Raw genomic sequence first — 24290 nt, forward strand, 5'->3', positions numbered from 1 at the left:
GGGGACGTCCCATGGTGGGGCTCATGAGTCGAGTGACAGTGATCGGAATGGGCCCGATGGGGTCGAAGATGGCGGAGACGTTCCTCGCGGCGGGCCACGAGGTGACCGTCTGGAACCGAACGAGGAGCAAGACGGACCCGCTCGTGGCCAGAGGCGCCCGGCGAGCGGACGAGGCGGCCGAAGGCGAGCTGCTGGTCATCAGCCAGGTGAGCTACCAGGCCATGTACGACAGTTTGGGCGACGCGCGGCTGGACGGGAAGGTGCTGGTCAACCTCAGCTCGGGCACCCCGGAGGAGTTGCGCGCGGCGGCGGAGTGGGTGGCCGGGCGAGGCGGCACGCTCGTCACCGGAGGGATCATGGTGCCGCCGCCGGGCATCGGCCTGCCCATGGCGTACACCTTCTACAGCGGCCCGAAGGAGGCCGTCGACCGGCACGCCAAGACGCTCAAGGCGCTGGCCACGATCACCTATGTGGGCGAGGACCAGGGCCTGGCGATGATGTACTACCAGGCGCAGCTGCTGATCTTCTGGTCCAGCCTGACCAGCTACATGCACGCGCTCGCGCTGCTCGGCACGGCGGGGGTGCCGCCCCGGGACTTCCTGCCGTTCGCCAGGGAGACGTTCACGCAGCTCGGGGGCGACGGGCCGATGGGGTTCGCCAAGATCCTGGCCGAGGAGGCCGAGGCCCGGGTGTATCCGGGCGAGCTCAACTCCCTGCACATGCAGGCGGTCGGCATCGGCCACGCCGTCCACGCGCTGAAGGACGCCGGGCTGGAGACCACGGTGCCCAACGCCCTCAAGGAGCTGTTCGAGCGCGCCGACGCCGAGGGACGCGGCTCGGAGGGGCTCGGCACCGTGATCGAGTCGATCAGAAAGCCCTAGCCCACCGACGTTCGCCGGGGGGTCCGTGCTTTCCTCTTCCCCGAAGGGGGATCCCCTCCAAGGGACCCCAGCCACGACGGACCGTCACGAGCATCGAGACGGTCCGTGGCCACCGCGCCAGTGGTGGAGGCCGTAGTGACTGCGAGGCCGTAGTGACTGCGAGGCCGTAGTGACTGCGAGGCCCTAGTGGTTGGCGAGGAAGGCGAGCAGGTCCTGGCGGGTCAGTAGCCCGGCCGGCTTGCCCTCTTCGAGCACCACCGCGGCGTCCGCCTTCTCCAGCGCCTCCACCGCGCGCGCCACCGACTCGCCGCTGCCGATCATCGGCAGCGGCGACGACATGTGCTCGGCGATCGTGTCCTCGGAGGAGAGCCGGCCGCGGTAGAGGGCTTCGAGCAGGTCGCGCTCGACGATGGAGCCGACCACCTCGGCCGCCATGACCGGCGGCTCCTCCTTCATCACCGGAAGCTGCGACACCGAGTATTCGCGCATGATGGCGATGGCCGTACCGACCGACTCGTGCGGGTGCACGTGCACGAACTCCGGCAGGCCCACCCCCTTACGAGCCAGTACGTCACGGACCAGCCCCTCCTCGGAAGAGGTGGTCAGGAAGCCGTAGTCGGCCATCCAGTCGTCGTTGAAGATCTTGGACAGGTAGCCGCGCCCGCCGTCGGGCAGGAGGACGACCACCACGTCCTCGGGCCCCGCCTTGGCCGCCACCTCCAGCGCCGCGACCACGGCCATCCCGCACGAGCCGCCGACCAGCAGGGCCTCTTCGCGGGCGAGCCGCCGGGTCATGTTGAAGGAGTCCTTGTCGGACACCGCGATGATCTCGTCGCAGATCTTCGTGTCGTAGGTGGCCGGCCAGATGTCCTCGCCGACGCCCTCCACCAGGTAGGGACGCCCCGAACCGCCCGAGTAGACGGAACCCTCGGGGTCGGCCCCGATGATCTTCACGCGGCCGTCGGAGATCTCCTTGAGGTAGCGGCCGGTGCCGCTGATCGTGCCCCCGGTGCCGATGCCCGCCACGAAGTGGGTGACCCGGCCCTCGGTCTGCTCCCACACCTCGGGACCGGTCGAGTAGTAGTGGGAGTCGGGGTTGTTGACGTTGGAGTATTGGTCGGGCTTCCAGGCGTTGGGCACCTCGCGGGCCAGCCGGTCGGACACCGAGTAGTAAGAGTCGGGGTGGTCGGGCGACACGGCGGTCGGGCAGACCACGACGTCGGCGCCATAGGCGCGCAGCACGGCGATCTTGTCCTGGGCCACCTTGTCGGGCACCACGAACAGGCACTTGTAGCCACGCTGCTGGGCCACGATGGCCAGGCCCACGCCCGTGTTGCCGGACGTCGGCTCGACGATCACGCCACCGGGCCGGAGCTCCCCCGACGCCTCCGCCGCGTCGATCATGCGGACCGCGATGCGATCCTTGACCGAGCCGCCCGGGTTGAAGTACTCGACTTTGGCGAGCACCTGGGCGGGTAGGCCGGCGGAGACCTTGTGCATCCTGACGAGCGGGGTGTTGCCCATGAGCTCGACCAGGGAATCGTAAACGCGCACCGAGGTGTTCACCTTCTTTGCCGAAGCTTGGTCAGCTTGCCGAGGGCCGAGCTCCCGTGGGGGTGGCGGGCACTCGGCTAGTTTTCAAGGCAAACGCTACCGCCGTGTTCGGCTGAGGGGAGCACGCACGTGGTCTGGGCAGCGGGCACGGCGCGGGCAGCGCGCAAGATCGCGACGGCGGCGGCACTCGGCGGCGGCGGGCTGACGGCCCTCGGCGCCACCGCGTACGGCCTGCTGATGGCCGAAAGCCTGTTGGCCAGGAAGGTGATCGGCCGCCCCCACGGCATGGAGGGGCCGCCGTCCGACGGCGTCTACGGCGACTTCCCCGGCACCCCGGTCTCCATGGTCCTGCTGGGTGATTCCCTCTCCGTCGGCCTGGGGATGACCGATCCGGCCGGGACCCCGGGCGTGTTGCTCGCTCACGGCCTGGCCTCAGTCGCCGAGCGCCCCGTACGCCTTCACGTGGTCGGCAAGTCGGGAGCCCCGTCGGCCGAGCTCGCCGACCAGGTCGACCGGGCGCTGACGGCGGATCCCCAGCTGGCCGTGATCTTCGTCGGCGCGAACGACGTCACCACCCAGACCCCGCCCGCGGTGGCCGTACGCCACCTGAGCAAGGCCGTGCGCCGGCTGCGCGAGGCGGGCGCCGAGGTGGTCGTGGGCACCTGTCCCGACCTCGGCACCGTACGGCCCATCGCGCAGCCGCTGCGCTGGGTGACGCGGCGCTGGAGCCGCCAGCTGGCCGCGGCCCAGACGGTCGCGGTGGTCGACGCGGGCGGGCGTACGGTCTCGTTCGCCGACGTCCTGGGGCCGGATTTCGCGACAAATCCGGGCGAGATGTTCGGACCCGATCGTTTCCACCCATCTGCCCGAGGTTACGCACAGGCAGCTTACGCAGTGCTACCTTCTGTATGCGCTGCGTTGGGATTGTGGCCAGAGCCTCGACCCGCGCGCGGCGAAGGACTGCAACCGATTTACCTCGCGGCGGCTACGGCCGCGGAGGAGCCCGGCACCGAGGTCTCCGCGACCACGGTCGCCGGGCGGGCGACGGGTCTCCACGGCAAGTGGGCGACGTTGTTCCGCCGCCGGCTGGGAGAGTCGCCCAACGACGCCTGATCCCGGTAACCCTCCGCACCGAAGCCGTCACTCCTCGTCCCTTTGGAGTGGATTGCTCGTGCTTCGGCCCCTCGCGAACGCCGCCCTCACTCTCGCCGGAATCCTGGCCCTGGCCGGCTGTTCCGACAGCGGCGCGGCCACGGCCCACTTCCCGACCTGGCACAACGACGAGATCGACGCGGTCAGCCGGATGTCGGCCGCGGGCGGGGTCGTCACCACCACCTCCATGAAGCCCGACGGCTCGCTGGAAACGGTCGCCGTCGACCTCACCCACGGCAACAAGCTCTGGGCCCAGCCGGCCACCATGGCGGGCCGCCTGCCCGGCATGGGGGTCTCCGCGCCCGCCATCGTCGAGACCGCCCCCGGCCAGGCCGTCGTCGTGGCGGTCGACCCGGTCAAGAAGGGCCGCTGGAACGCCACCGTCGTCGCCCGCGACGCGCGCACCGGCGCGAAGAAGTGGACGCGGCCGGTGCATTCGACGTTCGGCCCCCAGCGCTGCGGGAGCTACATCTGCCTGTCGGAGCACACCGCGCTGTCCACCGCCCGCGTGGTGGTGCTCGACCCGGCCAGCGGCAAGCAGATGTGGAAGCTGCCCGGCATCGCCGAGGTCGAGTGGTCCGATCCCGACCGGGTGCTGCTGCTCCGCCTGGCCGCCAACCCCATGATCGAGTCGTACGAGCTCAAGACCGGCAAGCTGCAGTGGCAGCAGCCGATCGAGCAGGCGCTCGGCCCCGGCATCGACATGTCGGGCGGGTGGGCCTTCGGCGCGACCAGCGACAACCTGATCGGCTACGTCGCCCCCTACACCAACCCGCGGACGAAGAAGGCCTCCACCTTCGGCCTGTTCTCCATCAAGATCGGCGACGGCACGATCAACTGGATGCGTCCCTCGGTCGTCCGCGTCTACCCCAGCGGCAGCCCCGGCTACGCCCCCGTCGTACGCCCGGTCGACCAGCAGGGCACCTACGGCGGCTTCGCCCGGCTCGACTCCGAGAGCGGCCGGGTCATCGGCCAGATCCCCGCCTCCGAGGTGCCCGGCTCCGGCTGGTGGCTGGCCTTCCCCGACCGCATGGAGAAGCTCGGCTTCCTCAAGCACGACGCCAAGGGCGCCGCCTTCGACCTGACGACGGGCGGGCCGGTCCCGGTCGAGGACCAGCGCGGCTGGTCCTTCTGCGTCACGGACCCCAAGCCGCTCCCGCTCCGCGGCCAGGCCCCCGGCTTCTACTCGATAGCCGCCGTCTGCGAGTACGACCTCGCGACCGGCAAGCGGCTCGCCTCCACGACGACCCCGCCCCCCTGGTTCACCGGCAGCCAGGACGGGTGGCGCCTCTGGCGTGACGAGAAGGGCGCCGTCCACGCCGTCAACGACGGCACGGCCACGGCACCCGGCATGTACGGCTGACGCCCCACCCACCGTGCTCCGCCACCAGGACTGGAATATAGTTCTAAAGGCCGACACAGGAGGATGAAGATGGCTGAAGCTGTGATCGTCGCTACCGCTCGCTCGCCCATAGGGCGGGCCTTCAAGGGTTCGATGAAGGACATACGTCCTGACGATCTCACCGTGCAGATGATCCAGGCCGCGCTCGCCAAGGTGCCGCAGCTCGACCCGACGACGATCGACGACCTCATGCTCGGCTGCGGCCTGCCCGGCGGTGAGCAGGGCTTCAACATGGCCCGCGTGGTGTCGGTGCTGCTCGGCCTCGACAACGTGCCGGGCACCACGGTCACCCGCTACTGTTCGTCGTCGCTGCAGACCACCCGGATGGCCTTCCACGCGATCAAGGCGGGCGAGGGCGACGTGTTCGTGTCCGCGGGCGTGGAGATGGTGTCGCGGTTCGTGAAGGGCAACTCCGACTCGCTGCCCGAGACCCAGAACCCGGTCTTCAACGACGCCATCGGGCGCAGCAAGACCTCCGCCGAGGGCGGGCACAGCTGGCACGACCCGCGCGAGGACGACACGATCCCCGACGTCTACATCGCGATGGGCCAGACCGCCGAGAACCTCGCCCAGATCAAGGGCGTCACCCGGCGCGACCAGGACGAGTTCGGCGTCCGCTCCCAGAACCTGGCCGAGAAGGCGCTGGCCGACGGCTTCTGGCAGAAGGACATCACCCCGGTGACGCTCCCTGACGGCACCGTGGTCAGCAAGGACGACGGGCCGCGGGCCGGGACCACCTACGAGGGGGTGGCCGGGTTGAAGCCGGTCTTCCGCCCCGACGGCACGGTCACGGCCGGCAACTGCTGCCCGCTGAACGACGGCGCCGCCGCCGTCATCGTGATGAGCGACACGCGGGCGGCCGAGCTGGGCATCACGCCGCTGGCGCGCATCGTCTCCACCGGCGTCACCGGCCTGTCCCCCGAGATCATGGGTCTCGGCCCGGTCGAGGCGTCGAAGCAGGCGCTGGCCCGCGCGGGGATGGCGATCGACGACGTCGACCTGGTGGAGATCAACGAGGCGTTCGCGGCGCAGGTCATCCCGTCCTACCGGGATCTGGGCATCGACCTCGACCGCCTCAACGTCAACGGCGGCGCGATCGCCGTCGGGCACCCGTTCGGCATGACGGGCGCGCGCATCACCTCCACGCTGATCAACAGCCTCCGCCACCACGACAAGTCGATCGGCTTGGAGACCATGTGCGTGGGCGGCGGGCAGGGCATGGCGATGGTCCTCGAACGCCTTTCCTAAGTCTCACGACCGGGCGTTCGGCGCCCGGGTCAGTGGGCGCCAACCGCCATACGGGTTGGCGCCCACCCAGGAACTCGCGTCAGCCGGGGTAGTCCGGACCGGCCTCAGCCGTGGCGGTCCGGGCCCGCCTTGGTCGGGGTCACACGGACCAGGACCCGCTTGTCGCGGACCATCGCCGCCTCGTAGTCCGGCCAGTCAGGATGCTCGCCCGAGATCCCCCGGTAGTAGGCGATCAGGTGATCCATGGCCTCCGGGAGGGAGATGATCTCCGCCTCGCCCTCCACCTGGATCCAGTTTCCGTAGAAGGCGTCCGTGAAGGCGCAGATCGTCACCTTGTTGTCGCGCCGGATGTTGCGCGTCTTGGCGGCCGTCTCCCTGGTGCTGATGACGAGGTAGCCCTCGTCGTCCACTCCCACCGACACCGGGGACATCTGCGGGCGGCCGTCGCCGTGCTTGGTGAGCAGCACCGCGCGGTGGTTGTCTCGCAGGAAGTCGCGTGCCTTGTCTAGGTCCATCCACCCATGATTCCGCGCCCGTACCGAGGGCACGGGCGCGGGTCGGGTCGGAGTGTGGGCTCTACAGGAAGCCCATACGGTTATGGCGGTACCGCTCGTGTTCGTGCACGATGGCGGCGGCGTAGCCATGGGACAGCCCGTGCTCGTCGGCGAGCCAGTTGGCCCGCTCGTCACACCTCAGGAAGGACGGGCCGTTGTCGATGGCTTGAAACCACTCGGGGAGTTCGCGTCCCGTTATCGTTGGGACCCTTGCGATCAGCTTCGTCTGCGTCTCCGGTGAGTGGTTCAAGGACATGGGCACCTCCACGGATTAAGGTCCTTTGCTCGACACTGCAACACGTCCCCCCGAATGACAAGCCCCAACCTCCGAGGTTTTTGTAACGGCGGGTAGATTTTCGGTCGCGCAAAGAGAAGGACCCCGCCGGATCGACGGGGTCCAGGCGGGGTCCGGGAGGCGAACGGTCAGTCGCTACGCGTGAATATGCTGATGAACCGGAGCACCTCGAGGTAGATCCACACCAGGGTCAGCGTCAGCCCGAAGGCGCACTGCCAGGCGAACTTCTCCGGGGCGCCCTGCCGGACGCCCTCCTCGACCGCGTTGAAGTCGAGCAGCAGGAAGAAGCAGCCGAGCAGGATCATCGCGACGCTGAAGATCCACCCGATCGGGGAGTCGGTGCGCAGCCCGAGGCCGCCCGGGACGAAGAGCCCGACGATCAGGTTGACGAGCACCAGAGCGATGGCCGCGAAGCCCGCGGCCACCACGAACCGAATGAACTTCGGTGTCACCCTGACGACGCGCAGCGCGTAGACGGTCAGGACTCCGCCGAAAGCGAACGCGGTGCCGAGCACCGCCTGGAGGACGATCCCGTTGTAGAGGGATTCGTAGGCGCTGCTGATCGCGCCGAGGAAGATCCCTTCGAACGCGGCGTAGCTGAGGATCAACGCCGGGTTGGTGCTCATCCTGAACGAGGCGATCAGCCCCAGGACGAGCGCCACGATGGCCGCGCCGATGGCGACGCCCACGGGGACATTGAGGTACCAGGCGGCGGCCGCGGCCACGACGAGCGCGCCCAGGGTCATGAAACCGCGCACCACGACGTCGTCGATCGTCATCGTCCGGTGGGCGGTCGGTGCCGGGGGCGCGTACGACGGGGAGTCGTACATGTTCTGCAGTTGTCCGGGGGTGGGCGTCGCGCCCTGCCACCCGCCGGCCTGCCTGGACCGGTTGAAAACGGGGTTCTTGCTCTCCATCGCTGCCTCCTGTGCGCCGAGCTTATTGGACGCGGCGTCACCTAGGTCAACACGCACTCAGATCTATGTGGTTTCGAGACTTCAGCAGGAGGACAACGAACGGATCCGTTCCTGAGTTCCCGCGGTTACTGAGGGTTGTTTAGTGAGGCATTTCCTCTGGTAGATGCGGGTGCCCCCGGCGGGATTCGAACCCGCACTACAACCCTTTTAAGGGGTTTGCCTCTGCCTTTGGGCTACGGGGGCGCCGCAATCATACGAAACGGACCATGCTTCCGAGGAGCACAACTTCGTATCAGGCGTCACAACTGTGAAGTCTGCGGTGAAGTGATAGGGCTCCTGACACTCTGTCCAGGAACAGAACGCCGTCGAGATGGTCCAGTTGATGCTGAATGCACCTAGCTTCGAATGCATCCGCCTCGATGGTGACGGGATCTCCCGTGCCAGGCAAGCTGCCGAGCACTGTGATACGCGTCGCTCGCCGTACGTCAGCCGTCAAACCCGCGATCGAGGCGCAGCCTTCCCGCCCGACGCACCAGTGAGACGCCTCAGCGAGCCGTGGATTGACCACCACGAGCTCGCCGGCCCACGACCTACCCCTTGGGTGCCCGGCGGCGTCAAAGGCGATCAGCCGCCAGCTCAGCCCGATCTGGGGGGCGGCCAGGCCCGCGGTCCCCGGCTCGCCGCGCAGAGTGGCGAGGAGATCGGCCGCCGCGGCCACCACGCGAGGGTCGGTGGGATCCACTTGCCGGGCCCGGGCGGACAGGAGCGGGTGCGGAGCGTCGAGCACTCCGCGGGCGATCCCGTCCGGCGGGGTCACAACAGGTCCGGTTCAACGGGCCGGAAGGTGATCTCGGACTCGAGGCCCGAGCCGACCGTGGCCAGCCCGCGCATCAGCCCGGCCACGTCGACCTCCTCGGGCAGCTCGACGTCGGCGATGAGGACGTACAGCCGGCCGGTGAGCCGGGTGCTCATGCCGGTGATGTTGCCGCCCACCGAGGCGAGCTCGGCGCTGATGGCCGAGATGATGCCCGGCCGGTCCGGGCCGTGGACGGTCAGGACGTAACCGAGCCCGGTCGGCCGGCCGCCGAAGTAGCGGCGGGCCTCGACGGCCGAGGCGGTCACCACCAGGTCCGGCGCGCACAGGTGCTTGGTGAGCTCGTCGGCGCTCAGGTCGCCCGAGACCAGCAGCATCATCGCGACATGGCCGCCGAGCAGCGTCATGGTCGAGTCCTGGATGTTCGCCCCGCAGTCGGCGAGCGAGCCGGTGACCGCGGCGATCACGCCGGGCCGGTCCACGCCGAGCACCGTCACCGCTGAGAGCCCCACTCGTGGATCCCCTCTCGATTGAGACCGAGAATATTGAGTCAAGAATGCCGAAACGCCCCGATGCGGCCGCACCGGGGCGCTGCTGTACGCGGGCTAGCGGCGGGTCGTCGCCACGGCGGCTCTGAACCCGTCGCGCGGGTGCTCCATCTCGCCCAGTGAGATGGTCTCCCGCTTGAAGAACAGGGCCAGAGTCCAGTCGACGACGACACGGACCTTGCGGTTCAGCGTCGGCACCCGCGACAGATGGTAAGTGCGGTGCATGAACCACGCAGGGAATCCGCGAAGCTTGACTCCATAGACGTTCGCTACCCCCTGGTGCAGGCCGAGACCGGCGACCGATCCGACATACTTGTGGCGGTAGTCGACCAGTTCCTGCCCCCGGAGGTGGCGGACCAGGTTGTCGGCGAGCACCTTGGCCTGGCGTACGGCGTGCTGAGCGTTGGGCGCGCAATACTGGCCGGGGTTGGTCACGTCGGGGACACCCGCCGCGTCACCGGCGGCGAAGGCGTCCGTGACGCCCGCGACCGTCAGTTTCGTCGTGGTCTTGATCCGGCCGCGCTCGTCGAGGGGCAGGCCGCCGTCGTTGACCACCGGGCTGGGCTTGACGCCCGCGGTCCACACGAGGGTGTCGGCGTCGAACTTCGAGCCGTCGGAGAGCACCACGTGGCCGCCCTCGCAGGACTCCAGGCGCGTGTCGAGCTTCACGTCGATGCCGCGCTCGCGCAGCTGCTCCAGCGTCCACTTGCCCATCTCGGGGCCGACCTCGGGCAGCACCCGGTTCGTGGCCTCCACCAGCACCCAGCGGATGTCGGAGGGCTTGATGTTGCGGTAGTAGCGGGTCGAGTCCTTGGCCATGTCCTCGAGCTCGGCCAACGCCTCGACGCCCGCGAAGCCCGCGCCGACGACGACGAAGGTGAGCGCCCGGCGGCGCGCCTCCAGGTCCTCGGTCGACTCGGCCACGTCGAGCAGGTGCAGGACCCGGTTGCGCAGCGCGATGGCCTCGCCCACGTTCTTGAACCCGATGCCGATGTCGGTCAGGCCGGGGATCGGCAGCGTCCGCGAGATCGAGCCGGCGGCCATCACGATCACGTCGTAGGCGATCTCGCGCGGCTCGCCCTCGACCGGCTGGAAGGTGACGGACCGCTCGCCGTGGTCGACGGCGGTGACGCTGCCGTTGAGCACGCGCACCTTGGGCAGGACCCGGCGCAGCGGGGCGACCACGTGCCGCGGGGAGAGGTTGCCCGCCGCCGCCTCGGGCAGGAACGGCTGGTAGGTCATGTACGAGTGGGGGTCGATGATGGTGATGCGCACCTGGCCGTCGCGCAGCTCCGAGCGGAGCGTGCGCTGTAGCCGCAATGCCGTGTAGAGGCCGACGTAACCGCCGCCGACGATCAGAATGTGCTTGTTCATCCTCGGTTCCCCATCCCATGGGAGCGCTTGTGAAACTATTCACAAGGCTACGTCAAGGGCACCCCATAAAGCCAATCCCCAGGTGGTGCTACGCGTCACACCCCCAGCGCCCTGGCTCTGACGAAGACGTCGTCGAGCATCTGGGCGGTCACCCTGCCGGTGAAGGTGTTCTGCTGGCTGGGGTGATAGCAGCCCATGAGGGTCACCGGCGCCTGCCCGTAGGAGACCTGGACCTCGACGCCATGCCCGAACGGTGGCCTGACACGCGGCAGCGTGTAGCCCGTGTCCCTCAGTGCGGGCCACATGGCCTGCCAGGCGAACCCGCCCAGCGCGACGACCACCCGCACGCTCGGCGCGGTCAGCGTCAGCTCCCGCGACAGCCACGGCGAACACGTGGCCCGCTCCTCGGGCGTGGGCTTGTTCGCGGGTGGCGCGCACCGCACTGAGGCCACCACCCGGGCGCCGATCAGCCGCTGCCCGTCACCGGCGTGCGTGCTCGTCTCCTGTACGGCCAGTCCGGCACGGTACAGGGAGGCGAACAGCCAGTCTCCGCTGCGGTCACCCGTGAAGATCCGCCCGGTCCTGTTGCCCCCGTGCGCGGCCGGGGCCAGGCCGACGAGCAGGACGCGCGGCCGGTCGTCGCCCCATCCGGCGACAGGCCGCCCCCAGTAGGTCTCCTCCGCGAACGCGCGCCGCTTCACCTCGGCCACTTCCTCGCGCCATTCCACCAGGCGCGGGCAGGCCCGGCAGACGGACTGCGCGGCCGTGAGCTCCGCCAGGGTGCTGCCGGCGGCGGCGATGCGGCGCACGTCCGCGGGGTCGTGGGCGACCGGGGTGTCAGCGGTCGCCGGGTCGCCGGGCCAACCGGTGCCTGGAGGTACGAAGCTCATGGCACCGATGGTGCCCGATCACTTGGTGGCCGAGGGACTCGGGCTGGGGCACGGGGCGGCGGTCTGCGTCTCGGGAGCGACCTCGACCAGCGGCAGCGGGTAGCGGTTGAGAATCGGCTCGCCGCATGAGCGGTCGACCATGTAGCCGTGCTCCTCGGGGCGGGTGATGATCGGGTTGCCGTCCTGGTCGTACAGGTAGACGTCGGTCAGTGGGGTGCCGTCCTTGGCGTACGGCTTGATGTTGTAAAACCCGTCCGACCGCGCCATGTTCCGCACGATCACGGGGGCGTCGGCCACCGCGTAGTCGACCGGCGAGGACGACTCGACCTCCTGCGCCGCCACGAACCCGGCGGCCAGCGCGAGCACGGCCGCCAGATTGACGGCGAAGGCGGTCGTCGCCGCCAGCCGTCCCCTCGACCGCCTGCCCAGCCAGACCGAGGCCCAGACGCACACGGCCAGCACCACCCAGTCCGTCAGGGTCCGCGGCACGAGCCGGCCATCGATGGCCACACTCAGCAGCACCATGGCCACCAGGTAGCCGCGCAGCACCCACCACCCGGGCCGTAACTCGGGCAGGAAGCCCGTGAGGCCCCGGTAGGGCGCCTGTCGCAGGAGCCGGGAATGCACGGTCGCCATCCGCTCCTTCGTCCGGCGGCGGGGCTTCCGGCCGCTCTCCGGCCGGCCCCCGTAGGCGGCCACGAGCTCCTCGGCGTAGGCGGCGGGCGGCCCCAGCCGCTCTTCCAGCGGCACGTCGGACTCGGCCGCGATCTCCGCCAGGTGGTCGTCCAGGTCTTCGAGCAGTTCCTCGCGCTCCGGGTGATCGGCCACGGCATCCCGTACGGCCTGCGCGTACTGTTCGGGCGTGATCATGCTTGCCCCTCCTTGAGCAGGGAGGCCATGGTGGCCGCGAAAGAGGTCCAGGTCTTGGCCGACGAGGCGTACATGCTCCTGCCGACCTCGTTGAGCCCGTAGTACTTGCGGTGGGGCCCCTCGTCGGAGGCCACCACATAGGAGTTGAGCGCGCCGGCCTTGAACAGGCGGCGCAGCGTGCCGTACACGGAGGCGTCTCCGACGTCGTCGAGCCCCGCTTCCCTCAGCCTGCGCACGACGTCGTAGCCGTAGCCATCACGTTCGTCGAGCACGGCGAGGACCGCCAGATCGAGCACGCCCTTGAGCAGCTGGCTACTATCCACGCGATGCACACTACTCCGCAAAGCGCAGTAGTGGCAAACAGAAAAACCGGGCGGCGCCACGAGGGCACCACCCGGTTCAACTCAACTCAACTGATCAGGCACCCTTCGGGCAGCTCACCGAGAAGCTGGTGGAAGCAGAAGCCGAGCCGGGGCTGGTGACAACGAGCTGGACGGAACCCTTGGTCTCGCTGGCGCTCTGCGCACCCGCGATGCCCCAGGTCACGTCGACGCTGCCGTTGACCTGACGCTCAAGGTCCGGGTTCTCCCGCTTGCCGTCGATCACCCAGTAGTACTTGACGGTGGTCGGGGCGGTGCTGGAGATCGTCGCCTTGAAGTCGACGCCGGGGCCGCGCTTGTCGGCGCAGAACTCGTTGCGCTGGCCGGAGACCGAGAGGCTGGAAACCGAGACCTTCGGCTTCGGGGCCTCGCAGGCGGCGTAGGACTGGCTGATCGAGTCGTTGTTCCGCGGACCGGAGACAGCCAGGGTCACCCGGCCACCCTTCGTCGCGGAGCCGGAGAGAACGCGGTCGGACAGCTCGACGGTACGCGAGCCCTCACGGCCGAACCCGACCTCACCACGGTCAACGGACTGGCCGTTGACGTACCACGTGTACTCGACCCGCGCGCGGCCGGTCGAGTTGATGGTGGCGTGCGCGCCGACCTTGCAGCCGTCGTTGTTGGTCGCGGTCACCAGGTTGGTGGCCGACACCCGCGTCGAGGGAGCCTCGTCCCTGCACCAGACCTTGTAGTAGGCCTGGTCCGAGGAGGAGCCGCCGCGCCCGACGACCTGCAGGGTGGCGTAGCCCCGCTGGCTCTCACGCGGCGAGTAGCCGAAGGAGACGGTCTTCGAGTGGTAGACCTTCGTCCGGCCGTAGTCGACGACGCGACCGTTCAGCACCCAGCGGTACTTGACCCACGTCGGGTCGTTGACCTTGATCCGGCCAAGGAAGTTGACCTTGTCGCCGGGGGTACAGGGCCCGACGTACGAGCTCGGGTCGGCCCAGGCGCTGACCGAGATCCTCTTGCCGCTGCTCAGCTGATCCTTGTCGACGACGACGGCGTCCTGGCAGGTGACCGAGAAGTAGCCCTTCTTGGAGGTCACCTTGCGCGGACCGAGGACCTGCACGGCCTCCCAGCCCTTGACGTCCTCGTTGAAGGTGAGCGTCTGGCCGATCTTGACCGACTTGGTGCCGTGGCCCTTGAGCTTCAGCACCTTGACCTTGCCCTTGGAGCCGTCTCCGTGGAGCCAGCGGTAGGCGAGTTCGGTCTTGCCGTCGAGCTTGACGTTGATGTTGGCCGAGATGTCGACCTTCACCGGGCAGGAACCGTCGGTGTCGCGGCTCGACGCCTTGGGCGTGGACACCGAGACCTTGGGCCTGGCCTTGGTGGAGGTCGCCGCGGCGCCGGCCTTGCCCGCGGTGGCCTGGGTGGACGCCTGCGCGGGAGCGGCTGCCAGCCCCGCGACCATGGCGCCCAGCACGGCGGCGGAGGCGCCGAACGCCGCCGCCTTACGCGCTAATGGACGAGATGAGTTCATGTGAGAGTGCTCCATTCCGTTAGGGAAAAGATGCGCTCCGGGAACGGTCGCCACGCCGACACCACCCGTGTCCGGCAATATGACAAAGCCCCCGCAATGCCCCTTTACCTAAGCATAAAACTGATTGCACACTCAACACAGCCGAATCCCAGATTTGTCCGATTTTCCCCGGAAAAATCAGACCATGGAGTAGGCGATTCCGTCGAGGATGTCGTGTTCACTTACGACGACCTGCGGAAACTCGAAACGCCGCACGATGCGGTCCAGAATCAGGGCACCCACGCCAATCACGTCAACTCGACCTGGGTGCATCACTGGAATCTGTGAACGCTCACTATGGGTCATCGCGAGCAGCCGTCGCGTCACCTCGTGGACCTGCTCGGCGGCCATCCGCGAGTGATGGATCCGCTCCGAATCGTAGGCGGGCAGGTCCAGCGCGATGCCCGCCACCGTCGTGACGGAGCCGGCCAGACCCACCAGCGTGTGCGCCTCGTGGACGGGCACCGCCTCGGCGACCCGGTCGAGCGCGGCCTCGATGTCGGCCACGACGGCCTCCAGCGCCTGCGCCGGCGGCGGATCGCCCGCGTCGCGCAGGTGCCGCTCCGTCAGTCGTACGCAGCCGATGTCGACCGACAGCGCGCCGATGACGTGCTCGGAGCCGACCACGAACTCGGTCGAGCCGCCCCCGATGTCGACGACCAGGTACGGCGGAAGCGGCCCCTGCGGCACCCCGGTCTCCCGCGACAGCCGGACCAGCCCCCTGGTCGCGCCGACGAACGACAGCTCGGCCTCCTCCGCGCCCGTCACCACCTCGGGCTCCACCCCGAAGATCTCGCGCACCCCGTCGACGAACTCCTGCCTGTTGGCGGCGTCGCGCGTCGCGCTGGTCGCCACCACCCGGGTCGCCGTGGCGCCGTGCTGGTCGATGAGCTTGCGGTAGGTGCGCATCGCGGCGAACGTCCGCTCCAGCGCCTCGGGAGCCAGCCGCCCCGTCTGGTCGACCCCCTCGCCCAGTCGTACGATCTCCATCCGCCGCTCGATCTCGGTGAGGTCGTTGTCGCCGACGTCGGCGATCAGCAGGCGTACGGAGTTGGTGCCGCAGTCAATGGCGGCTACACGCATGGTCCGTCACTCCACCACTCGGGGAGGGCATCCAGCGCCTCCCGGCCGAACGGGTTGGATCCGGGCACGGCCAGCTCGTGCGCGACGAGCGCGTGCAGGCACTTCACCCGCAGCGGCATGCCGCCGGTGCTCTGCATGTCACGCGGCAGCGGCTCCGTGCCCTGCTCCTGCGCCGCCTTGTCGCGCCTGGCCACGTAGTCGTCGTGGGCGGCCTGGTAGGCGGCGGCCAGCTCCGGGTCGGTGGCCAGCCTGGCCTGCATCTCGCGCATCAGCCCCGAGCCTTCGAGCGTGCCGATCGCGGAGGCCGCCTTGGGACAGGTCAGGTAGTAGAGCGTGGGAAACGGCGAGCCGTCGGGCAGCCTCGGCGCGGTCTCCACCACGTCGGGGTTGCCGCACGGGCAGCGGTGCGCCACCTCGCGCAGCCCTCTCGGCGGGCGGCCCAGCTGCCGCTGCACCGCGTCGACGTCTCTGCTGTCCAACGCTCTCCCCTCACACACCACCGACGCTCCCCCGCGCCGGTGCTCATCCAGCCTTACGGCTCGCGGCTCCGGCCCGAGTCAGTGCCTTGCGGCCCTGGCTTGAGTCGGTGCTCATCCGGCCTTGCGGCCCTGGCCCGTGTCGGCGGCCTCGACCGATTCCCACAGCGTTTGGTACCACGGCGGCGTCGCGGCGGGCTGCTTGACCGTCGTCGTGGTCTTGTCCGGCTTGGCGTCCATGACCACGTAGCACTTCTCGCCCGGCCCGCAGTAGTGAAGCCGTTCCTTGGCCGTCCGCTTGATCCAGTTGGGATCGCGGATCCGCTGCGCCTGCTCGGCCAGCGCCTGGCGGTCGGCCTCGACCCGCGCCTTCTCCGCCCGCAACTCCGCGATGCCGCGGCGCTGCGCGATGTACTCGCGTACAGGGTAGGCAAGGCTCATCGCGATCGCGCACACCACGATCGCCAGGATGGCGGCCCGCCCGGTCAGCTGCGGCCTCTTAGCCAACGGTTCACACCTCCGTGTCCAGTTCGGTGGCCGAACTTAGCGGATGGTGCTATTTGCACCCTTCTGACCGGCTCGCGGCATACCCGCCATGCCGCGAGCCGTACCCGAAACTAGCGCTGGAAACGCGGAAAAGCGCCGCGACCCGCGTAGCGAGCGGCGTCGTCGAGAATTTCCTCGATGCGCAGGAGCTGGTTGTACTTGGCCACGCGGTCCGAGCGGGCGGGCGCGCCGGTCTTGATCTGGCCGCAGTTGACCGCCACGGCCAGGTCGGCGATCGTCGTGTCCTCGGTCTCGCCGGAGCGGTGGCTCATCATGCAGCGGTAGCCGCTGCGGTGGGCCAGGTCGACCGCGTCGAGGGTCTCGGACAGGGTGCCGATCTGGTTGACCTTGACCAGCAGCGCGTTGGCGGTGCCTTCGGCGATGCCGCGGCCGAGCCGCTCCGGGTTGGTCACGAACAGGTCGTCGCCGACCAGCTGGACCTTGTCGCCGATGGCCTCGGTGATGGCCTTCCAGCCGGCCCAGTCCTCCTCGTCGAGCGGGTCCTCGATCGAGACGAGCGGGTAGTTGTCGACCAGGTCCGCGTAGAAGGCGATGAGCTCCTGGGCCGAGACACCCTTGCCGTCGATCGTGTAGACGCCGTCCTTGTGGAACTCGGAGGCGGCCACGTCGAGCGCGAGGGCGACGTCGTCGCCCGGCGTGTAGCCGGCCCGCTCGATGGCGACCAGGATCAGGTCGAGCGCGTCGCGGTTGGACGGCAGGTTGGGCGCGAAGCCGCCCTCGTCGCCCAGCCCCGTGGCGTAGCCCTTCTCCTTCAGCACGCCCTTGAGCGCGTGGTAGACCTCGGTGCCCATGCGCACGGCCTCGCGGAACGTGCTCGCGCCGATCGGCGCGATCATGAACTCCTGGATGTCGACGTTGGTGTCGGCGTGGGCGCCGCCGTTGAGGATGTTCATCATCGGCACGGGCAGCAGATGGGCGTTGGGACCGCCCAGGTAACGGAACAGCGGCAGCTCGGCGCTGTCCGCGGCGGCCTTGGCCACGGCCAGCGAGACGCCCAGGATGGCGTTGGCGCCCAGCTTGGCCTTGTTGGGCGTCCCGTCCAGATCGATCATGATCTGGTCGATGATGCGCTGGTCCTCGGCCTCGATGCCGTTGATCTCTTCGAAGATCTCGTCGGTGACGGCGAGCACGGCCTTCTCCACGCCCTTGCCGCCGTAACGCTCGTCTCCGTCACGCAGCTCCACGGCCTCGAACTGGCCGGTCGACGCGCCGCTGGGCACCGCCGCGCGCCCCCTGCCGCCGTCGTCGAGGATCACCTCGACCTCGACGGTCGGGTTGCCCCGGGAGTCGAGGATCTCGCGCGCGTATACGACCTCGATGGTAGCCACGGGTTTGCGCTCCTAAATCGAAAGGCAATATGCCTTCAGAGCCTATCGGTGCTCCGACTCCCAGCGGAGCACGCGGTCACGGTAGTCGCGAGCGGCGGCGCGGAGCTCGGCTTCGGCGTCGATTCCCGCGTCCTGTGCACGGCGGACGAGGTCGAACAGCTCACGCCCCACACCCTGCGAGATGGCGGCGGCCAGCCCGTCCGGCGCGCCCCCGCGCTCGGCCCGGCGCACCAGCTGGGCGGCCAGCGACAGCGCGGGCTGCCCCATCGGCACCCCGTCGAGCACCGACGGACTCTCGTCCTTCGCCGCCCGCTCGGCCGCCTTGATCGCCTCCCAGTTGTCGTTCACCTCGTCGGCGGTCTCCGCCCGCACCGAGCCGAACACGTGCGGATGCCGCCGCACCAGCTTCTCGACGATCCCCTCGGCCACGTCGTCCATGTCGAACCCGTCGGCCACCCGCGCGTGGAAGACCACCTGCAGCAGCAGATCGCCCAGCTCCTCACGCAGCGCCGGGTAGTCGCCCCGCTCGATCGTCTCCAGCACCTCGTAGGCCTCTTCGAGCAGGTACGGGACCAAGGTCTCGTGCGTCTGCTTGCGGTCCCACGGGCACTCGGCGCGCAACCGCTCCATCACCGCGACCAGGTCGAGCACCCGCGCGCCCGGCAGGTCGTAGGAGCCCGGCACGACCTCGATCAGCGGCGGCTCGGCCATCGCGACGGCCGCGTGGCCGACCGCCCGCATGAAGTCCTCGGAGTCCTCGGCGGCCAGCCAGACCACCGACTCCGTCACCGCCCGCCGCGCCAGGTCGGCGGGGACAGGCGTGATGACGGCCACCTCGACCCCGGCCTCGGCCAGGTAGGGCAGTTGCGGATGATCCGCGGACCCGGTCAGCACGCGGCCCGAGCCGAACGCCTGCCACGCCTGGTGGCTCAGCAGACCCGGCGCGACCCGCGGCGAGGTGGTGACGATGATCAGCGGCACGGCTAGCCCTGCGACTGCTGCTGTTGCTGTTGCTCGCCCTGGCCGGCCTGCTCGGTCGTCGCCGACGGCTTGCCGAAGCGGCCGGCGTCGACGAAGCCCTGCTGACTGATCGTGCCGTAGCGCGGGCTGAAAACCGGGGCGATCGCGTTGTAGGCGACCTTGAACTTCTCCACGGCCTGCTGGTTCTGCGGCCCGCCGAGCTTCTCCAGCACCTTGTTCACGCCGAGCGCCGCCCGCAGGTAACCGCGCGGGTCGGCCGGGGAGACGCCCTTGGACAGCAGGTTCATCTCGGCCGACTGCTGCTCGCCCTTGTCCTGGGCCGCGGCGTCGATCTCCGAGTCGCTGACCTGTACGCCGAACTTGTCGGCCAGCTGCTGCTGCCGGCTCTGCTCCGCCATCCTGGACAGAACGAACTGGTTGACCGACACACCGAGCTGCGACGGCTCGATGTTGACCTTCCGCAGCGCGGCCTCGTACTCCTGGACGTTCTTGTTCAGATCGCGCGACGAGATCCGCTCACTGCCCACGACGGCCGCGGCTCCGGCCTCCATAGGCGAGGAGCAGGCGGTCAGCGCGACACCCACCACGGCAGCGGCCACAGCCACTCGAATCGACTTCACGTGCGTCCTTTCCCGACAAAACCGCGGCTAGCTTACCCTCGCGGGCTCCAAGAACATGGCCTCGACCAGGTCACCGCACCATTTGAGCAGGTCGAGGTCACGCAACGGCTGCCCGCCCAGGGGCTTGGTCTTCGGCGCGGGCACCAGCAGCGTCTCCGCCGCCTGCTTGTAGATGGCCTTCTTGTACAGGCGGTCGAGGCGTACCTGCTGCGACTCCCGCAGCCTGACCGGACCGAACTTGATGTTCTGGCCCTGCAGTGTGACATCGGTGAGCCCGGCCTGGCGGGCGCTGATGCGGAAGCGGGCGACGGCCAGGAGGTTCTCCACCTCGACGGGCGGCTTGCCGTATCTGTCCGTCAGCTCGGCGCGCACCTCGTCGATGTGGATCTCGGCGGAGATGGTGGCGATCCGCTTGTACGCCTCCAGGCGCAGACGTTCGGAGGTGACGTAGTCGTGCGGGATGTGCGCGTTGATCGGCAGCTCGACCTTGACGTCGGGGTGCTCCTCCGTCACCTCCGCGCCCGACAGCTTGGCCTTCTGCTCCTGCACGGCCTCGGCCATGAGCCGGACATACAGGTCGAAGCCGACGCCCGCGATGAAGCCCGACTGCTCGGCGCCGAGCACGTTGCCCGCGCCGCGGATCTCCAGGTCCTTCATCGCGACGTACATGCCCGCGCCCATCTCGGTGTGCTGTGAGATCGTCGCCAGCCGCTCGTGGGCGGTCTCGGTGAGCGGCTTCTCCGGCGGGTAGAGGAAGTAGGCGTAACCCCGCTCCCTGCCTCGCCCGACGCGGCCCCTGAGCTGGTGCAGCTGCGAGAGGCCGTAGTTGTCGGCCCGGTCGACGATCAGCGTGTTGGCGTTGGGCACGTCGAGCCCGGACTCCACGATCGTGGTGCAGACCAGCAGGTCGTACTCGCGTTCCCAGAAGCCGACCATGATCTTTTCGAGCTGGTGCTCGTTCATCTGCCCGTGCGCCACCGCGATGCGCGCCTCGGGCACCAGCTCCCTGATCCGGGCGGCGACCCGGTTGATCGAGGCCACCCGGTTGTGCACGAAGAAGATCTGGCCGTCGCGCATCAGCTCGCGCCTGATGGCGGCCCCGATCTGCTTCTCGTCGTACGGCCCCACGAAGGTGAGGATCGGGTGCCGTTCCTCCGGCGGAGTGAGGATGGTCGACATCTCCCTGATGCCGGTCAGGCCCATCTCCAGCGTGCGCGGGATCGGCGTGGCCGACATGGCCAGCACGTCGACCTGGGTGCGCAGGTGCTTCATGGCCTCCTTGTGCTCGACGCCGAACCGCTGCTCCTCGTCGATGATGATCAGCCCCAGGTCCTTGAACCGGACCTCCGGGCTGAGCAGCCGGTGGGTGCCGATCACCAGGTCCACGGCGCCGGTGCGCAGGCCCTCCAGAGTGCCCTTGACCTCGCCGTCGGTCTGGAAGCGGGAGACCGCCCTGAGCGAGACGGGAAAGCTGGAGAAGCGCTCGGTGAACGTCGACATGTGCTGCTGCACCAGCAGCGTCGTCGGCACCAGCACGGCGACCTGCTTGCCGTCTTGGAGTGCCTTGAACGCCGCCCGCACCGCGATCTCGGTCTTGCCGTAGCCGACGTCGCCGCAGATCAGCCGGTCCATCGGGACGCCGCGCTCCATGTCGCGCTTGACCTCGTCGATGGCCTCCAGCTGGTCGCCGGTCTCGACGTACGGGAAGGCGTCCTCCATCTCCCGCTGCCACGGGGAGTCGGCGGCGAAGGCGTGACCGGGCGAGGCCATGCGGGCGGAGTAGAGGCGGATGAGCTCGCCCGCGATCTCCTTGACCGCCTTCTTCGCCCTGGTCTTGGCCTTGGCCCAGTCGGCGCCGCCCATCCGGTTGAGCGTCGGGGCCTCGCCGCCCACGTAGCGGGTGACCTCGTCCAGCTGATCCGTGGGGACGTAGAGGCGGTCGCCCTTGGCGTACTCGATGACCAGGTATTCGCGCGTCGCGCCCTGGACCGTGCGCTGCACCATCTCGATGTAGCGGCCGACGCCGTGCTGCTCGTGCACCACGTTGTCGCCGATCTTGAGCTGGAGCGGGTCGACCATGTTGCGGCGGCGGGAGGGCAGGCGGCGCATGTCCTTGGTGGACGCCTTCTGGCCGACGAGGTCGAGGTGGGTGAGCACGGCCAGGTTGGGGGTGATGAACCCGTGCTCGATCAACCCCGTCGAGACATGGACGACCTTCGCCTCAGGCGACTTATCCAGATATTTCACCAACCGGGCGGGAACGTCCACGCCCTTGAGGACCTCGACCATCCGCTCGGCCGGGCCGTGCCCCTCGCTCAGCAGCACGACCGCCTTGTCCTCGGCCAGCCAGCCCTTGACGTCTTCGAGCGCCTTCCTGGTGTCGCCCCGGTATGCCTCGGAGTCCTGCGCGTCCAGCTCGACCCCGGCCCCGAACGGCGCCATCGTCCACCACGCCTGCCCCAGCACGTCGGCGTGACCGCGGATGTCGTCGAGCGAGCGGAACGCCGCCGCCCCGAGGTCGATCGGCGCCTCGCCACCGGCCGCCGCGTTGATCCACGACGCCTCCAGGAACTCCTGCGAGGTACGTACGAGCTCCTCGGCCCGGCCCCTGATCCGCTCGGGATCGCAGACGAACACCGCGGCGTTGCCGGGCAGGTGATCGAGCAGCAGGTCCATCTCCCCGGCCAGCACGGGCGCGAACGCCTCCATGCCCTCGACCGGCGTCCCCTCGGCGAGCTGGTCGAGCACCTCGAGCAGCGCCGGGTGCTCCCGGCCCAGCTCGCGCGCCCGCTCCCTGACCTCCGCGGTGAGCAGCAGCTCGCGGCACGGCGGCGCGAACAGCCCGCCGTCCGCCGCCTCCAGCGAGCGCTGGTCGGCCACCTTGAACCAGCGGATCTCCTCGACCGTGTCGCCCCAGAACTCCAGCCGCAGCGGATGCTCCTCGGTCGGCGGGAACACGTCGAGCAACCCGCCGCGTACCGCCACCTCGCCGCGCTTCTCCACCATGTCGACCCGGTGGTAGCCGTTGTCGACCAGCCGCCGTACGACCCCGTCGAGGTCGGCGTCGTCGCCCGCGCGCAGGCGGGTCGGCTCCAGGTCGCCCAGGCCCTTGACGATCGGCTGGAGCAGCGCCCTGACCGGCGCGACCACCACGCTGAGGGGCCCGGCCGCCTGGTCGTCCTTGACCGGGTGCGCGAGCCTCCTGAGCACGGCCAGCCGCTGCCCCACGGTGTCGCTGCGCGGGGAGAGCCGCTCGTGCGGCAGCGTCTCCCAGGCCGGGAAGACGGCCACCGAGCTGGGCTCCATCAGGCTGGTCAGCGCGCTCGCCAGGTCCTCCGCCTCGCGGCCGGTGGCGGTGATGGCCAGCACGGTCCGCTGATCGTGCCCGGCCAGCGCGGCCACCCCGAACGGCCGCAGCGCGGACGGCGCCACCAGCGCGATGTCGCCGCCCTCTTCGAGAGCGGCGGTCAGCTTGGGATCGGTGACGACAAGATCAAGCAGCCCGGACAGACTCATTTTCGACAGCCCCACGACGATTACCCCCAGCCGGCGGGCATGGGGGTTGTGCTACAAGCCTATTCGCATCTACGCCACGCCCCCGTCCGGCTCCGGGACCTTGCCTGGCTCCAGGAGTTTGTCCGGCTGCGGGACCTCGTACTACTCCAGGACCTTGTCCGGCTGCGGGACCTTGTAGCCCGGGACGGACGGCCAGCGGACCGTCAGGACCACCGACTCCTCCTCCGCGCGCCAGGAGTGGTCCACGCCCTTGCCCCAGACCACGTAGTCGCCCCGCTCGGCGAGCAGCACGCTCCTGCCCGGTAGTTCGACGCGGAAGCGACCCGAGATGAGAATGAGCAGCGCCGTACGCTCCTCGCCGCGCACCCACTCGGCGCGTTCGTCACCCGGGGAGTGGGTGCCCCATTTGATCTCCACCCCGTCGCTGTGTCTCGGGTCGCCGTAGGGTTTGAAATGGCCCAGGAGCCAGCCATGGTCCGTCGCGGCGTCGACATTCGCGTTGCCCACGTACACGAGATCACTCACGGCGCAGGACGCTAGCAGGGAAATGGCTTACTAATTGGCGTCGATTGATTACTCTGGGTGACATGTCTGAGGTGCGGTCGGTAGCCCCAAGGGGCGATCTCTTTGGTCAGCGCATCCGCGAGCAGTGGGCCGGACGGCTCGGCAGGCGGCTCGACGTGCTCGTCGCCGGATGCGCGCACGACGAGCCACTGGTCCTGGACCGGATCGACACCAGGGCCACCGGCGTCGACGAGGACCTGCCCCCGATCAGGAGAGTGGTCGGCGAGCGAGCCGATCTCGCCATGTGGTCACTGGGCGACCTGCGCTGCGTCCCGCTGCCCCCGAGGTCGGTGGATGTGATCCAGCTGTCGTTCCTGCTGGAGCGCATTCAGCACGCCGAACTGGTCTTCGACCGGCTGCTGCAGGCGCTGCGCCCCGGCGGGCTCATCCTGCTGCGCATGCGCGACCGGAAATCCGCCTACGGCCTGCTCGACCGGATCACCCCGTGGTGGCTGCGGCGGCTCATCTGGCGGCACCTGGTGTCGGCGGGCACACCGGGCCCGCTACCGGCCGTCTACGGGCCGGTGACCTCGCGCGACGGGATCCACACCTTCTGCCTCACTCGCGGGCTTATGATCACCGACGACCACACGGCGACCAGCGGTCCGGCCATGGGGCGTATCGGACGGATGGCTGTCAGGATGACGGCCAAGCTGACCCGCGACCGGTTTCCGGCTACGCATGATGAGATCGCCATGGTGATCAAAAAGCCGCAGAATCACTTCGCTCGGCTCATCTAGCCCCCTGTGGTTCGTCA

The 24290-nt window shown here is 69.2% G+C and carries 24 protein-coding genes and 1 tRNA gene; 5 read left to right on the plus strand and 20 right to left on the minus strand.

All coding sequences use genetic code 11. The features are described 5' to 3' along the window. Positions 1–23 precede the first annotated feature (23 nt). Complete coding sequence (locus ACIBO2_RS22835; RefSeq protein WP_397298933.1) at positions 24–881, plus strand: NAD(P)-dependent oxidoreductase; 858 nt, start codon at positions 24–26, stop codon at positions 879–881. Between the two features lie 183 nt (positions 882–1064). Here ACIBO2_RS22835 and ACIBO2_RS22840 read toward each other — a convergent pair whose 3' ends face one another. Next, positions 1065–2435 (minus strand): cystathionine beta-synthase, encoded by a 1371-nt coding sequence (locus ACIBO2_RS22840; RefSeq protein WP_358541638.1) that lies wholly within the window; start codon positions 2433–2435, stop codon positions 1065–1067. A 129-nt stretch (positions 2436–2564) separates the two neighbouring features. Between ACIBO2_RS22840 and ACIBO2_RS22845 the strand changes: the two genes are divergently transcribed. The 3 genes from ACIBO2_RS22845 to ACIBO2_RS22855 all read left to right on the plus strand — a co-directional run bounded on the left by ACIBO2_RS22845 (position 2565) and on the right by ACIBO2_RS22855 (position 6237). Then, entirely contained in the window at positions 2565–3548 is a 984-nt protein-coding gene (locus tag ACIBO2_RS22845) for an SGNH/GDSL hydrolase family protein (RefSeq protein WP_397298937.1), read from the plus strand. A gap of 58 nt (positions 3549–3606) precedes the next feature. Further along, positions 3607–4950 (plus strand): PQQ-binding-like beta-propeller repeat protein, encoded by a 1344-nt coding sequence (locus ACIBO2_RS22850; protein ID WP_358541644.1) that lies wholly within the window; start codon positions 3607–3609, stop codon positions 4948–4950. A gap of 69 nt (positions 4951–5019) precedes the next feature. Then, entirely contained in the window at positions 5020–6237 is a 1218-nt protein-coding gene (locus tag ACIBO2_RS22855) for an acetyl-CoA C-acetyltransferase (RefSeq protein WP_397298940.1), read from the plus strand. Positions 6238–6341: 104 nt separating this feature from the next. On the opposite strand, the gene ACIBO2_RS22860 is transcribed toward ACIBO2_RS22855, so the two are convergent. From ACIBO2_RS22860 to ACIBO2_RS22950, 19 genes are all read right to left on the minus strand, one after another. Beyond that, the gene (locus ACIBO2_RS22860) at positions 6342–6752 is read right to left on the minus strand and encodes a PPOX class F420-dependent oxidoreductase (RefSeq protein WP_358541649.1); all 411 of its coding nucleotides are present in this window, start codon (positions 6750–6752) and stop codon (positions 6342–6344) included. Between the two features lie 61 nt (positions 6753–6813). Further along, a complete protein-coding gene (locus tag ACIBO2_RS22865; RefSeq protein ID WP_357943976.1) occupies positions 6814–7047 on the minus strand; it encodes a DUF4287 domain-containing protein in 234 nt (77 codons plus the stop codon). A gap of 167 nt (positions 7048–7214) precedes the next feature. Further along, on the minus strand, positions 7215–8003 hold the full coding sequence (locus ACIBO2_RS22870) for a Bax inhibitor-1/YccA family protein (RefSeq protein ID WP_358541652.1): 789 nt from the start codon (positions 8001–8003) through the stop codon (positions 7215–7217). Positions 8004–8173: 170 nt separating this feature from the next. Beyond that, positions 8174–8246: transfer RNA gene (locus ACIBO2_RS22875), tRNA-Leu, on the minus strand. A 49-nt stretch (positions 8247–8295) separates the two neighbouring features. Beyond that, positions 8296–8820 (minus strand): peptide deformylase, encoded by a 525-nt coding sequence (locus ACIBO2_RS22880; protein ID WP_358541655.1) that lies wholly within the window; start codon positions 8818–8820, stop codon positions 8296–8298. Next, the gene (locus ACIBO2_RS22885; protein ID WP_357943970.1) at positions 8817–9329 is read right to left on the minus strand and encodes an ACT domain-containing protein; all 513 of its coding nucleotides are present in this window, start codon (positions 9327–9329) and stop codon (positions 8817–8819) included. The genes ACIBO2_RS22880 and ACIBO2_RS22885 overlap by 4 nt, the downstream gene beginning before the upstream one ends. A 93-nt stretch (positions 9330–9422) precedes the next feature. Beyond that, positions 9423–10739 carry an NAD(P)/FAD-dependent oxidoreductase gene (locus ACIBO2_RS22890; RefSeq protein WP_358541658.1) on the minus strand — a complete coding sequence of 439 codons (1317 nt, stop codon included), beginning with the start codon at positions 10737–10739 and terminating at the stop codon, positions 9423–9425. Between the two features lie 95 nt (positions 10740–10834). Then, positions 10835–11629, minus strand: coding sequence for a uracil-DNA glycosylase (locus ACIBO2_RS22895; RefSeq protein WP_397298947.1), 795 nt, complete (start codon positions 11627–11629; stop codon positions 10835–10837). 18 nt (positions 11630–11647) lie between these two features. Further along, positions 11648–12499, minus strand: a complete 852-nt coding sequence (locus tag ACIBO2_RS22900) for a hypothetical protein (protein WP_358541664.1) — start codon at positions 12497–12499, stop codon at positions 11648–11650. Next, a complete protein-coding gene (locus tag ACIBO2_RS22905) occupies positions 12496–12822 on the minus strand; it encodes a PadR family transcriptional regulator (RefSeq protein ID WP_358444342.1) in 327 nt (108 codons plus the stop codon). The genes ACIBO2_RS22900 and ACIBO2_RS22905 overlap by 4 nt, the downstream gene beginning before the upstream one ends. A 94-nt stretch (positions 12823–12916) precedes the next feature. Continuing rightward, on the minus strand, positions 12917–14359 hold the full coding sequence (locus ACIBO2_RS22910; RefSeq protein WP_397298950.1) for a hypothetical protein: 1443 nt from the start codon (positions 14357–14359) through the stop codon (positions 12917–12919). Positions 14360–14536: 177 nt separating this feature from the next. Continuing rightward, on the minus strand, positions 14537–15481 hold the full coding sequence (locus ACIBO2_RS22915) for an exopolyphosphatase (RefSeq protein ID WP_397298953.1): 945 nt from the start codon (positions 15479–15481) through the stop codon (positions 14537–14539). Then, positions 15472–15960 carry a DUF501 domain-containing protein gene (locus tag ACIBO2_RS22920; protein ID WP_358444350.1) on the minus strand — a complete coding sequence of 163 codons (489 nt, stop codon included), beginning with the start codon at positions 15958–15960 and terminating at the stop codon, positions 15472–15474. Before ACIBO2_RS22920 ends, ACIBO2_RS22915 begins: the two co-directional genes overlap by 10 nt. Positions 15961–16071: 111 nt before the next feature. After that, positions 16072–16464, minus strand: a complete 393-nt coding sequence (locus tag ACIBO2_RS22925; RefSeq protein ID WP_357943959.1) for a septum formation initiator family protein — start codon at positions 16462–16464, stop codon at positions 16072–16074. A 110-nt stretch (positions 16465–16574) separates the two neighbouring features. Further along, positions 16575–17852 (minus strand): phosphopyruvate hydratase, encoded by a 1278-nt coding sequence (gene eno, locus ACIBO2_RS22930; RefSeq protein ID WP_358541673.1) that lies wholly within the window; start codon positions 17850–17852, stop codon positions 16575–16577. Positions 17853–17894: 42 nt separating this feature from the next. Beyond that, the gene (locus ACIBO2_RS22935; RefSeq protein ID WP_358541676.1) at positions 17895–18833 is read right to left on the minus strand and encodes a MazG family protein; all 939 of its coding nucleotides are present in this window, start codon (positions 18831–18833) and stop codon (positions 17895–17897) included. Between the two features lie 2 nt (positions 18834–18835). Continuing rightward, positions 18836–19453 carry a SurA N-terminal domain-containing protein gene (locus ACIBO2_RS22940; protein WP_358541679.1) on the minus strand — a complete coding sequence of 206 codons (618 nt, stop codon included), beginning with the start codon at positions 19451–19453 and terminating at the stop codon, positions 18836–18838. 27 nt (positions 19454–19480) lie between these two features. Then, positions 19481–22969 carry a transcription-repair coupling factor gene (mfd, locus tag ACIBO2_RS22945; RefSeq protein ID WP_358542261.1) on the minus strand — a complete coding sequence of 1163 codons (3489 nt, stop codon included), beginning with the start codon at positions 22967–22969 and terminating at the stop codon, positions 19481–19483. 141 nt (positions 22970–23110) lie between these two features. Then, complete coding sequence (locus tag ACIBO2_RS22950) at positions 23111–23494, minus strand: signal peptidase I (protein WP_358541682.1); 384 nt, start codon at positions 23492–23494, stop codon at positions 23111–23113. Positions 23495–23556: 62 nt separating this feature from the next. Here ACIBO2_RS22950 and ACIBO2_RS22955 point away from each other — a divergent pair, with 62 nt between their 5' ends. Continuing rightward, a complete protein-coding gene (locus ACIBO2_RS22955) occupies positions 23557–24273 on the plus strand; it encodes a methyltransferase domain-containing protein (RefSeq protein ID WP_358541684.1) in 717 nt (238 codons plus the stop codon). The last annotated feature ends 17 nt before the right edge of the window (positions 24274–24290 follow it).

This window comes from Nonomuraea sp. NPDC050022 (genome assembly GCF_044460705.1).
GTDB lineage: Bacteria > Actinomycetota > Actinomycetes > Streptosporangiales > Streptosporangiaceae > Nonomuraea.